This window comes from Nocardioides albus, assembly GCF_014648255.1.
GTDB classification, from domain to species: domain Bacteria; phylum Actinomycetota; class Actinomycetes; order Propionibacteriales; family Nocardioidaceae; genus Nocardioides; species Nocardioides albus.
In genome coordinates, this window is record NZ_BMQT01000001.1 from 59,220 (window position 1) to 71,780 (window position 12,561).

The window sequence follows — 12,561 nt, forward strand, 5'->3', positions numbered from 1 at the left end:
CTGAATCGGGTGAGGATGTGCGATGGCCCCCGTGCACCTGCCCCGAAGGCGGACGCGCCGCGGATGGACAGCCTGGCCAAGACATCGGACGGAGTGACCTGTTGGACCTGCGCGACTACGTCGCAGCCCTGCGAAAGCGCTGGTACATCGTCGCAGCGCTCGCGATCATCGGAGCCAGCGCGGCCTTCGCGCAGGCGCACGCGAGCCCGCCGCAGTACCGCGCCCAGAGCACCGTCTTCGTCTCGATCGCGCGCGGCGCGACGACCCAGGAGCTGGTCCAGGGCTCGACCTTCACCCAGGAGATCGTCCAGTCCTACGCGAAGCTGGCCACGATGCCGGTGGTGCTCGACCAGGTCATCTACGAGCTCGACCTGGACACGACGTCCAAGGAGCTGGCCGAGGAGATCACCGCCGAGAACCCGCTCGACACCGTGATCATCGAGATCGACGCGGTGGCCACGACCAGCACCGGCGCCTCTGACCTCGCCAACTCGGTCGCGGACGAGCTCACCACGACGATCACCAACCTCTCCCCCAGCTCCAACAAGAAGGCCGCCGTCGAGGTGACCGTCGTCGCCCGGGCCGACCCGCCCGAGGAGGCGTTCGCACCACGTACGCGGCTGGCCGCTCTGGTCGGTCTCACCGGTGGCTTCGGCCTCGGGGTCGCGATCGCCGTGGTCCGCGCCCTCCTGGACACCCGGGTCCGGACCGCTGCCGAGCTCGAGCAGCTCACCGACGTCGGGCTGCTCGGGGCGATCCCCCGGCGCCGGGGCCAGCGACGCTCCGGCGGTGCGGTGACCGCCATCGATCCGCACAACGTCGCCTCGGAGGCCTACCGCAGACTGCAGACCAACCTGCAGTTCCTCGACGCCTCCTCGCCGGTCCGCTCGATGGTCGTGACCTCCTCGATCGGTGGCGAGGGCAAGTCGACGACCTCCATCAACCTCGCGCTGGCCATCGCCGAGCAGGGCCAGCGTGTGCTGCTCGTCGATGCGGACATGCGCCGCCCGGCGGTCGCCGACTACTGCGGTCTGGAGGGCGCGGCCGGACTCACGACGGTGCTGATCGGCAAGGCCGAGCTCGATGACGTCGTCCAGGTCTGGGGCGACGCCAACCTGCACGTGCTCACCATGGGCGAGATCCCGCCCAACCCCGCCCAGCTGATCGGCTCGCCGCGGATGGCCGACCTGCTGGAGGAGGCCCTCGCCCGCTACGACGTGGTCATCCTCGACTCCCCGCCGCTGCTTCCTGTGGCCGACGGCGCGATCCTGTCGCGGCTGACCGACGGCGCCCTGGTGGTCGCCAACTGCCGTACGATCCACCGCCCGCAGGTGCTGGAGGCCGTCGACAGCCTCGAGGCCGTCGACGCCCGCTGCCTCGGCATCGTCGCCAACCAGGTCCGCGACACCGCCGCGCACACCTACTACGGCCAGCCGGAGCAGGGCTGGTTCGCCCGCCTCGTCGCCGGTCTCGTACGCCTCCGGGAACCGCGCCAGCAGGGCTACCCCGCCGCCGGGAGCTGACCGTGGCGGTCGCGACCGCGGTGCGTTCTCCGCGCGCCCGAACCCGGCCGACCCAGCGGGTCGAGCGGACCGGCTGGGAGGTGCTGGCCGCGCTGCTGGCGGGGGCGGCGGCGTTCCTCGCCGGGACCGACTACGGCCTGGTCAGAGGGCTGACGGTCGGTGGCCTGGTCGGTGCTGCCCTGGCGCCGGTCTGGATCCGGGAGGCGAGCCGCTATCGCGGGGCAGTGCTGGGCGGCGTACTGCTCCTTGCCTGTTTCGTCTCTGCTCTGGCGCTCGCCATCTGGCGCTCGGCGACCCACCCGCCGACCGAGGCCGGCGTGCTCTTCGAGCTGCTGCCGGTCGTCTCGGCCGCCATGTGCGTCGGGGCACTCCTGTGGGCACGGCGCGTGCTGTCGCCGGGGATCGTGGTGTGCCTCTACGCCGTCGGATCGTTCATGACCGCGACGATGAACTCGCGATTCGCCGAGGACCCGTGGCGGTTCGGGTTCTCGATGCCCTCGACGATGCTTCTCCTGGGAGCCTGCCTGATGATCAAGCGGCGCCCCCGCAAGCAGCTCCTGGCCGAGCTGGTCGCGCTCGGGGCGCTCACCGGGGTGACCGCGCTCTCGGGGGCCCGGTCGATGAGCGCGTTCCTGATCATGGCCGCGATGCTGCTGGTGTGGCAGCACCGCCCGGTGACCGCGAAGAAGTCCACCTCGGTGCTGCTCTCGCTGGTGCTGGTGGGCGCCCTCGGGCTCGGGCTCTACCGCGCGCTCGAAGGGGCAGCGCTGGAGGGCTATCTCGGCCAGTCCGCGCAGGAGCGCACCGAGCTGCAGACCCAGACCGCCGGATCACTCATCCTCGGCGGCCGCCCGGAGATCGGGGCCACGGTCGCCCTCATGCTCCACGAGCCGCTCGGCTACGGTGCCGGCGTCATGGCGACGCCGACCGACATGCAGGCCGCCAAACAGGGCATGTCGGCGCTCGGCTACGACCCGGACAACGGCTACGTCGAGCACTACATGTTCGGCACCCGGATCGAGGTGCACTCGCTGATCGGCGACCTCTGGATCTGGTTCGGTCTCGCGGGACTGGTCCTGTCCGGCTGGCTGCTGTGGCTGGCCACCGGCTATCTGGGCCGCAGCATGGCCCACCGCACCGGCTCCGCCCTCGGCATCTTCCTCGCGCTACAGCTCGGCTGGAACCTCTTCTTCGGGCCGATCATCAGCTCGCTGCCGCCGCTCGCGCTGGCGCTCGGGGTGTTCCTGCTGCAGCGCACGGAGGGTGCCGACTCCTCCCGGCCTGCACCAAAGCCGCGGCAGCCGCGCGCACGCACCGGACGGCGTGATCAGCGCGCTCGCCGCCGCTACCTCTCCGAAGGTCAGCGCGCGTACTCGGTCACGTAGGAGCCCCAGGCACCGCGGAGCATCCCCAGGCCGCGCAGCATGGTGCGGGTGCCTCGGGCGTGATGGGTCGACGAGCCGACGAGGCCACCGAGGACGACACGGGCGGATCCCCCCAGGACGCGGACGAGGCCGCGGCCGCTGGCACGCAGCCGGGCAACCGGTCGGCGGCCCGGGGACGCGAGGTGGACCTGCACCCGGGCGTCGGAGTTACCGATGCGGGAGGCGCGGGCGCGTACCCACTCTCGGGTCGCACGCTCGGAGGGAACCAGGTCGTGGACCGGAGCCTCGTCGCACCACACGATCCGGCCGCCGGCGGCTGAGAGGGTGCGGGTGAAGACGGTGTCGGAGCCGCCGGCGAGGCCGAAGCCGAGATCGAATCGGAGCGGGCCGACCTGGCGCATGTCGAGGAGAAGGTTGTTGGTCGCGGCGGTGGTGACGACCGTGCCGGTGGGGTGTCGCAGGCGTACGAAAAAGCCACCCGCGGTGATCCAGGGGTCCGGTTCGGCAGTGAAGGCGGAGACCACCGGTCCGACCACGGCAGCGGCGCCCGTCTCCTGCCAACAGGCGATCAAGGTCGGCAGCCACTTCTCCGAGGGATGCTCGTCGTCGTCGATGAAGATGACGACCGCCTCGGAACCGGCCTCCTCCAGCGCCCGGTTGCGAGCAGCGGCGATGCCGGGGGTCGGCTCGTGCACATAGCGGACACGTACGTCACCCATGGCTGCTTCCGCCACCGCGGAGGAAGCGCTGGGCTGCACGTCGTTGTCGACGATGAGCAGCCCAGCGTCAGGGACCAGATCCAGCTGGGCACGGAGCATGCCCACCGTGTCGGCCACCCCCTCGGTGCGCCGATACGTGAGCATGCAGACCCAGATCACTTGATCGTGACCGTCACCCAGTCGGAGCGGGAGACGTTGCCGAGCGGGTCCACTGCTTCGATGCGGTACTTCTGCGCCGAGCGGCTGGGGCGGCCGGTGTCGGTGAACGTCATCGCGGCGTGCTTCCAGAACGGGGCCGTGACCTTGACGGTCTTGATCGGCGTCGAGTCGATCGAGCCCCGGTAGAGCTTGTAGGTGACGGTGGCGTTGTCCTTGTCGGGGTTGCCCGGCCACTTCAGCGTGGCCTTGCCCGCAGAGGGCGAGGACCCCGTCAGCGCCCACGCCGCGCCCTTCAGCGTCGGGCCGACCTTGTTGGGGGCGACGTCCTTGACGGCGAACCGCACCAGGCCCTGCTGGGCGACGCCGTTGACCTTCAGGAACTCGCCGCCGAACAGGACGTACCTGGTGTTGGCAGTGACCGTCCACGTCGACTGCTTGGCACTGGTGAAGGTGCCGTTGGTCCACTTGGGGTACCACTCCAGGAACTCCGGGCGCGGGGTCCCGGGGTGGTCGGGGTAGCCGTACTTGTCGTCGGCGATGTTGGTGCCGCGTACGTCCTGGGTGGTGGCGGTGGCGTGGTGCCACGCCCGCGGCTTGGTCTCCGGGAAGCCACCGGAGGTGTCACAGCCGTGCTTGTGGCTGGCCTGGTAGACCACATCGGCGGTGGGCCAGATGGCGTAGGTGTCGCCATGGCAGTCCTCGAGCCAGGTCAGCTTGCCGGTGGCCCAGTCAGCCTTGAAGGAGCCCTCGGAGTTGCCGCCGCTGCCGTAGTCGTAACCGGTGCCGTAGAAGCTGGTGCCGTCGGACTCGAGCGACAGGATCGCCGCCGCGGAGCCGCCGTTGCGGACCTCGGAGTTGACCGGCAGCGCCAGCGACTTGCCCGAGGAGACCTCGATCCGGGCCAGGCCATAACCCGGGTTGGAGGAGCCGTTGACGCTGGTGAACGCGCCGCCGATGACGATCTTGGTGCCGTCGGAGGAGACCACGATGTCGTTGACGTTGCCGCCGGCGAGCTTCGGGTTCATCGGCAGCAGGCCGGTGCCGGTGTCGCTGGGCTTGACCGCCGCGACCTTCGTACGCGCCGTGTTGTCGGCCGAGGTGAACACGCCGCCGTAGAAGACCGCGGACGCGGTGGCCGCGACCGCGTTGGTGGTCGAGTTGAAGATCGGCCGGAAGCTGGTGACCTTGCGGGTGGCGAGGTCGATCGCCGCGCCGCGGTAGCGGTTGACGCCGTCGACCTGGGTGAAGCTGCCGGCGACGTAGAGCAGCTTCTTGTCGGGTGAGAGCGCCATGTCCTTGACCTGGCCGTTGAACTTCGGCGCGAAGCCGGTGATCAGCTTTCCGGTGGAGAGCTGGTAGGCCAGCATGTGTGAACGCGCCGACTCGCTGGTGCCGGCCGCGGCGCCCGCGGGACGAGCGGACGTGAAGTTGCCGCCGACATAGACGACGTCGCCGACGATCACCTGTTTCCAGGCGACGCCGTTGATCTGCACGGTCGGAAGTACGTCGGCAGAGACCGTCTTCGGCAGGTCGGGGTCGGTCGGCGCGGTGTCCGCGGAGGCGGAGGTCACAGCGGTCGCCAGGGTCAGGCTCGTGGCCACGAGCGCCAAGACAGCGAGGATCGGCTTCATCACATCTCTCATCGTGGGGATGGTTATCGCTGAGGGCGGCCCTTGAAGACCACCACATCGGCGCCGTTGCCGAGGTCGAGCTCGACGCGGACGGGACGGGCCTTCTCGGGGATCTGGAAGACGTAGACGCCGGTGGCCGACCCGCCGTCGGCGACTGATGCCGGGAACGGCACCTCGCCGTCGGAGGCGACGCTGACCGCCGGGGTGCGCTCGGGGCCGTAGTAGGCGTTGACCACACCGAGCGCCAGGTCCAGCTTCTTCCCGGTCTGGTTCTTCACCTTCACGGTGATCGCGAGCGCGGGGCCGCCGATCTCGCCGGGCAGGCTCGCGGTGGCCTGGACCGAGTCGATCTTGGCCAGCCGGGCAGTCACGCCCGGGGAGGTGGTCGCCACGGCTTTCAGGCCGAGCGCACGGTTGCCGTCGGAGGGCTTGCCCGCCTCGTCGTCCTCCGAGTCAGGCGACGATGCGGACTCCTTCTCTGACGGGGTCGACGTCGAGGAGGGCGTGGCGGCCGCCGTCGGATCCGACCCGGAGGCGGCCGGACCGGACGGGTCACGAACGATCAGCGTGACCGCGACGATCACCAGGACGACGGCAGCGACGGCTGCCGCGACGTACATCCTCGAGCGCGGGACTTGACGGAGCATGGGGGATCTTCCGCGGGCGGGGTCGGACAAGACGATGGATCAAAGACGTCGCATTCAAGCCCAAGTCGGCCGCCCGCGGGTGGATCCGCGCGCACACTCCCCAAGATCGGGTATCCCGCCTACGGTTCGGTGACCAACAGATCGTCGTAGCCGACCCGGACCGGCGTGGTGCCGATCGTCGAGGAGCCGAAGCCGCGCAGCATCACCCCGCCCGCGACCTGGTTGGCCGCGGTCGAGTCGGAGAGCTCGTACGTCCACCCTGACGGCTCCGCGGAGCCGGCCGACCACACCTTGGTGCGCACGGTCGCCGGCGCGGTCCCGGTGACCTGGAGGCGGACCATCAACCGGTCGCCGGGCGTCACGCTCAGGCCCGGGACGACGTTGGCGCCGACGACCGGGGTGCCGCTGCGGACGAGGTGGAGGCCGACGGTGCCGTCCGGGTTGAACCGGAGCCGCGAGGCGTAGTGGTCGGTGCCGGAGACGCGGGCGCCGAGGATCGACCAGACGTAGCCCGCATCGGGGAGCCGGGAGGCTCCGACGCTGACGGTCGCGTCGACGTCGGCCGCGGAGACCGCCTCGAGCCGGGACTCAGTGGTCGCGCCAGGGGTGACCGAGTGCCAGCCGCGACCCTCGGAGACCGAGAAGCTGCCGGCTGTTCCCGCGCTGCGCGTCCAGGTTCCCCCGGTCTCGGCGGCGCCCCAGCCACTCGCCTCGGCTCGTTCGAAGGTGTCCTCGGCGACGGTTCCCTCGGCCGGCGGGACGGGCTCGCCGTCGACCTCGACGGTGACCCACTCGGTGGGCGCCTGGTTGCCGAAGGCGTCCTCGGCGACGACGCGATAGCGCTGGGTGGATCCCGGCGGCGCCTCGGCGTCGACGAAGCTCTGCGTGGTCTGCTTCCAGAACGCCGCGGTGACGGCGTTGGTGTGGATCGGGGCGACGTCGGTCGACCCTCGGTAGACCTTGTAGGTGACGGTCGCGTTGTCCTTGTCGGAGTTGCCGGGCCAGGTCAGCCGGATCTGGCCGTCGGCGGGCGAAGTCGCAGTGAGCGGGAAGTCCGCGCCTGAAAGTGCGGGCCCGACATCGTTGGGGGCGATCTCCTTGACCGCGAACCGCGCCAGCCCCTGCTGGGCGACGCCGTCGACCTCGAGGAACTCACCGCCGTAGACCACGTAGTCGTCGTCGGCCGCGACCGTCCAGGGCGCCTGGTTGGAGCCCGTGAAGGTGCCGGGCGTCCACGTGGGATACCACTCCAGGAACTCCGGCCGCGGGGTGCCGGGGTGGTCGGGGTAGCCGTAGATGTCACGGGTGTTGGTGCCGCGTACGTCCTGGGTGACCGCGGTCGAGTGCTGGAAGCTGCGCGGGCTGGTCTCCGGGAAGCCGCCGGAGTTGCCGCAGTAGTGCTTGTGGCTGGCCTGGTAGACCACGTCGGCCGTGGGCCAGATCGCGTAGGTGTCGCCGTGACAGTCCTCGAGCCACGTCAGCCTGCCCGTGGCCCAGTCGGCTTTGAAGGAGCCTTCGACGTTGCCGCCGCTGCCGTAGTGGTAGCCGGAACCGTAGAAGCTGGTGCCGTCGGACTCCAACGAGAGGATCGCCGAGCTGGATCCGCCGTTGCGGACCTCGGAGTTGACCGGGAGCGACAGCGAGGCACCGGTCGCGACCTCGATCCGGGCCAGGCCGTAGCCCGGGTTGGAGGAGCCGTTGACCCGGGTGAAGTTGCCGGCGATCACGATGTCGGCGCCGTCGGGCGAGACCACGACGTCCTGCACAGACCCGTTGGACACGGTGGGGCTCATCGGGAGCAGCTGGGTGCCGGTGTCGCTGGGCTTGAAAGCCGCCACCTTCGTACGCGGGGTGTTGTCGGCCGAGGTGAACACCCCGCCGTAGTAGACCGCGTCGGCGGTCGCGGCAACCGCGTTGGTGGTCGAGTTGAAGATCGGCCGGAAGCTCGTCACGCTGCCGGTGGCGAGGTTGATCGCCGCGCCGCGGTAGCGGTTCACGCCATCGACCTGGGTGAAGCCGCCCGCGACGTAGAGCAGGCTCTTGTCGGGCGAGAGCGCCATGTCCTTGACCTGGCCGTTGAAGGCCGGCGCGAAGCCCGGGATCAGCTCGCCGGTGGAGAGCCGGTAGGCCAGCATGTTGGCCCGCGGCGTCTCGTTGGTGCCGGGCGCGGCGCCGGCCGGGCGCGCGGAGGTGAAGTTGCCACCGACGTAGACGATGTCGCCGACGATCACCTGCTTCCAGGCGACCCCGTCGATCTGCACCGTCGGAAGTACGTCGGCCGAGACCGTCTCCGGAAGCTCGGAGTCGATCGGCGCGGTGTCGGCCGTCGCCCCTCCCGACATCGCCAGGCTGCTCATCCCCAGCACGGCTACGGCGGCCCCGGCCGTCAGCAGACGCCAATTCTCCAGAATCCGGGTCATCCATCCATCCCTGCACAAGGCAGCCACCTCGGCCGCGACACGCAAGTGTCGGGGAGATCCGCCTCATCCGCCCGTCGGTCACGATTCCCGTCACCAGAATCGGGTATGAGTGTGGACGTAGGCACTCAACCCGCGCAGACTGCGTGGTGCAGACTCCCGCCACATCAGCTCGGTCGCAGGTCTCTGCCATCTGCACCCTCACAGAAGGGCGTACGCCCGTTGGCTCGGTTTCTCCTCCTCGGTGTCTCGACGGCGGCGACCGTGCTCGCTCTGGGCGCGACCTCCGCGCTGACCTCGGATCCGGCCCAGGACAGCGCACCGCGTGCGGAGCGGACCTACGGCGACCTGCCGCCCGACGATTTCGGCGGGCCGGCGACGCCGTCGGCGCCGGCCTCGGCCTCTCCATCGGCCTCATCCACACGCATCCCCAGCCCTTCGACCGAACCTTCCGCTCGCCCGACAGTGAAGCAGCGACCTGCGGACTCGAGCGAGCCGAACCGCCCCGGCGACCGCCCGGGCTCGTCGGGCGAGGAGACGGTCGAGGGCGACCCGCTGGCATCGACGCCTGCCGACTTCCCAGGGCAGAACCCGGGGCCGGACCACACCGGCGTACCTCCGAAGAAGAAGCTGCGTGTCCACCGCGGCGACCTGGTGATCAGGACCGCGGGGAAGGTGGTCGACGGCCTGGAGGTGCACGGCCGGGTCCAGGTCGAGGCGCCGAACGTGACGATCCGCAACACCCGAGTGATCGTGCCGACCAGGACCGAGAGCGCCGGGATCTCCAACAACAACGCCGACGGCGCGGGGATGCTAGTCAGTCAGGTCGAGGTGCTGGCCGCCGATGCCGCACCGGGCGTCAACGGAGTGGTCGGCCACGACTTCACGCTCGAGGGCTCCGAGATCCATCACGTCACCGACCAGGTGCACATCACCGGGAGCAACGTGACGGTGCGCAACAACTGGTTTCACCACAACTACCACTTCGAGAGCGACCCCTACCAGGGCGGCGGCGCCTCCCACGACGACTCGATCCAGATCATCGGCGGGGGCAACATCACGATCGCGAACAACCGGTTCACCGGCGCGTACAACGCCGGCGTGCAGATCACCCAGAGCATCAGCGAGGTCAACGGGGTCACCATCCGGGACAACCTCCTCGGCGGAGGCGGCTGCACGGTCAACATCGCCGAGAAGGGCCGTGGCCCAGTCGACCGCATCGTGATCCGCGACAACCGGTTCCTCGACGACCAGCGGATCGACCGTTGCGCGATCATCCACCCGTCCTCCACCCACATCGCCCACTCCGGCAACGTCTGGGACGACACCGGTCGCCCGGTGGCGCTCAGTCGCGGCTGAGCTTCCGGGTCAGCGCGCCCCGCACCGTCACCACCAGCGACATCACGTCGCGGCGGATCGGCGGGACAACCAGCAGAAGCGCGTACGCCGCAGCCCCGGCCATCACACAGACCGGCACCGTGACTCCGGGGTGCTGCCCATCGAGCGCCTGGGCGGTGGCGTACGCGCTGGCGGCGACCGTGCCGGCGACGAGCAGGATCCGGGCAGCACCGAGGTAGAGCGGCCCCACGCGGAGCTGAGTGCGGCGCGAGATCCACCACAGCGACAGCGGCCATTCCAGCAGGTGGGCGGTCGCGTAGCCGACCGCGACGCCGGTGACCCCGTACTGCACCCCGGCGACGACGCAGACGACCTTCAGCGCCGAGGCGACCAGGGTGTAGTGACGCAGCTCCGTGGTCAGGCCGTGGGCGAGGTAGACCCAATAGCCGACGTAGGCCAGCGTCTGGAACAGGCCGGCGCAGGCGAGCAGGGCGACGATGCCGGCGACATCCCAGGCCGGGCCGAGAAGGAGGGCGCAGACCGGTGCCGCCGCGCCCGCGACCAGCCCGAGGCCGGCGCCGAGGCTGTAACCGAGCGCGACCTGGCCGCGCTGCACGAACAGCTGGGTCAATGCCGGGTCGTCGCGGATGCGGCTCAGCACCGGTAGCGCCACCGTCGTAGTGGGAGCGCGCAGCTGGCCCAGCGGGGTCATCAGCAGCTGCCAAGCACGGTTGTAGGTGCCCAGCTCGTGGGCGCCCAGGCGGGTGCCGATGAGCACCGAGTCGATGTGGTTGGCGGCATAGTTGATCAGCTGCGTACCCGCCAGTGACCAGCCAAAACGCAGGAACCCAGCCATCTCGACACCACGTCGGGGGCGGCCCGGAAGCCAGCCGGCGAGCAACCCGGCGAAGGTCAGCGCGACCGCGCTCTGGACGACCTGCTGGACGACCAGGGCCCAGTAGCCGGCACCGTTGGCTGCTGCGTACGTCGCGGTTGCGAGCGCCAGCAGCGGCGCCGCCACCTCGGCGGCAGCGAGCCGGGTGAAGAGCAGCCGGCGAGTGAGGTCAGCGCGATACTGCGCGGCCATGCCGTTGAGGACGAACATCCCGGCCATCGCCATGGTCAGCGCGGTGAGTGCGGGCTCGTCGTAGAGGGCCGCGATGAGCGGAGCGGCCGCGACCGCCAGCAGCGCGAGGGCGAGCCCCAGGCCCGCGTTGAGCCACCACAGGTTCGACTGCTGCGCCCGGGTGAGCGCCTTGGCCTGGATCGCGGCCGTCGAGAGCCCGAAGTCACGGAAGATCTCGGCGACCGCGACGACCGCCAGCACCATCGCGACCAGGCCGTAGTCGCGCGGCGTGAGCAGCCGTGACAGCACCACGACTGAGGCGACCTGGACCAGGATGCGTACGCCCTGGCCACCGAGCACCACCATCCCGCCGCGGGCAGCGCTCCGCCCGAGCCCGCGCCGCTCGGAGTCCACGCTCAACCCAGCACCTCGGCCGCGATCTCGTCACGGTAGCGCTGGGCACCGAAGCGTTCCTCGGCGTCCTTGCGCCCGGCGGCGGCGAGCTCGGCGGCGAGGGTGGGGTCGGCGGCGAGCCGTCGAATCGCCGCGGCCAGGTCCCCCGCGTCACCGGGGGTCACCAGCAGACCGGTCTCGCCGTCGCGCACGATCTCGGCCAGGCCCTGCACGCGACTCGCGACGAGCGGACGCTCGGCGAGCAGCGCCTCGACGGCGACGTTTCCGAACGGCTCGACGCGGGAGGGAACCAGCACCACATCGGCCTGCTCGAGCTCGCTCTCAGGCTCTTCGACGTATCCGAGGAAGTCGACACTGCCAGCCAGGTCCGCTGAATCTGCCCGGTCGCGGAGCTCCTGCTCGAACCACTCATAGCCAGCGAAGACCGACCCGCACACCCTCAGCCGCGCGTCGATCCCGCCTCGACGCACCTCGGCGAGCGCTTCGAGGGCCACGTCGGTCCCCTTGCGCGGCGAGAGCCGCCCGACCAGCACCAGCCGTAGCGGTGCGTTGGGGATCCGGGTGCGCGCCGCCGTCACGGACTCCGGTCCGGGAACGCCGTTGTAGACGACATTCGTACGCCGCCCCAGCACCGGCAGCGTCCGCACGAGCACGTCTCGCGAGGCCCGCGAGTTGGCCACCACGCGGTTGGCCAGCAGGAGCGGAGCAGCCAGGGCGAGGCGTACGGGCTTCGGCTGGTCGTCCTCGGCCTCGTGCACGTGACAGACCACGGGGACGCGCGCTGCGCGGGCGACGAGGATCCACCACGGGATCGTCACCGTGTTGACCAGCATCCGGCCCGGTCTGACCCGGCGCCACAGACGAGCTGCACGCACCCAGAAGACCATCAGCGCCGCGGCGAGTCGCACCAGGCCGGCCGGGCTGAGGTAGGCCTTGCGCAGCACGGGGAACGCCATCACCTCGACGCTCGCCCCGGCTGCCTCGAGCAGCGGGATCAGTGGGCCGTGCTCGGGGACGACCACCATGACCTGCTGCCCCGCCTGGCGCAGCCCACATACGGTCTCGACCAGCTGAAGATCGGAGCCGTAGACGTCCGGCGACGGATGGGCGACCAACAGATGCATGATGGGTCACGGTATGACACCCGAGGGGCCCGGGCCGAAAGTCCCAGCGAAGCCCTCCCCAGATCTGGGGAGCGGATGCCCCGAGCAACCCCGTGGCGATCCTGGCTCGACTAAGGTCCCGGTGTCCTCCCCCACGTA

At 70.4% G+C, this 12,561-nt stretch carries 9 protein-coding genes; 3 read left to right on the top strand and 6 right to left on the bottom strand.

Going from position 1 to position 12,561, the window contains the following annotated elements:
* The first annotated feature begins 101 nt into the window (after positions 1-101).
* A complete protein-coding gene (locus IEY84_RS00275; RefSeq protein WP_183541079.1) occupies positions 102-1,523 on the top strand; it encodes a tyrosine-protein kinase domain-containing protein in 1,422 nt (473 codons plus the stop codon).
* Positions 1,524-1,525: 2 nt separating this feature from the next.
* The gene (locus IEY84_RS00280; RefSeq protein WP_183541081.1) at positions 1,526-2,908 is read left to right on the top strand and encodes an O-antigen ligase family protein; all 1,383 of its coding nucleotides are present in this window, start codon (positions 1,526-1,528) and stop codon (positions 2,906-2,908) included.
* On the opposite strand, the gene IEY84_RS00285 is transcribed toward IEY84_RS00280, so the two are convergent.
* From IEY84_RS00285 to IEY84_RS00300, 4 genes are all read right to left on the bottom strand, one after another.
* On the bottom strand, positions 2,884-3,771 hold the full coding sequence (locus tag IEY84_RS00285; protein WP_183541083.1) for a glycosyltransferase family 2 protein: 888 nt from the start codon (positions 3,769-3,771) through the stop codon (positions 2,884-2,886). The two genes, IEY84_RS00280 and IEY84_RS00285, sit on opposite strands and share 25 nt — an antisense overlap.
* Positions 3,772-3,782: 11 nt before the next feature.
* The gene (locus tag IEY84_RS00290; protein ID WP_183541085.1) at positions 3,783-5,429 is read right to left on the bottom strand and encodes a hypothetical protein; all 1,647 of its coding nucleotides are present in this window, start codon (positions 5,427-5,429) and stop codon (positions 3,783-3,785) included.
* 11 nt (positions 5,430-5,440) lie between these two features.
* Entirely contained in the window at positions 5,441-6,064 is a 624-nt protein-coding gene (locus tag IEY84_RS00295; RefSeq protein WP_183541087.1) for a hypothetical protein, read from the bottom strand.
* A 119-nt stretch (positions 6,065-6,183) separates the two neighbouring features.
* Positions 6,184-8,484, bottom strand: a complete 2,301-nt coding sequence (locus IEY84_RS00300; RefSeq protein ID WP_183541090.1) for a phage tail protein — start codon at positions 8,482-8,484, stop codon at positions 6,184-6,186.
* A gap of 219 nt (positions 8,485-8,703) precedes the next feature.
* Here IEY84_RS00300 and IEY84_RS00305 point away from each other — a divergent pair, with 219 nt between their 5' ends.
* A complete protein-coding gene (locus IEY84_RS00305) occupies positions 8,704-9,840 on the top strand; it encodes a right-handed parallel beta-helix repeat-containing protein (RefSeq protein ID WP_183541093.1) in 1,137 nt (378 codons plus the stop codon).
* Here the strand turns inward: IEY84_RS00305 and IEY84_RS00310 are convergent.
* A complete protein-coding gene (locus tag IEY84_RS00310; protein WP_229788262.1) occupies positions 9,827-11,299 on the bottom strand; it encodes an oligosaccharide flippase family protein in 1,473 nt (490 codons plus the stop codon). The genes IEY84_RS00305 and IEY84_RS00310 overlap by 14 nt on opposite strands.
* A 2-nt stretch (positions 11,300-11,301) precedes the next feature.
* Entirely contained in the window at positions 11,302-12,423 is a 1,122-nt protein-coding gene (locus IEY84_RS00315) for a glycosyltransferase family 4 protein (RefSeq protein WP_183541096.1), read from the bottom strand.
* Between the last annotated feature and the right edge of the window lie 138 nt (positions 12,424-12,561).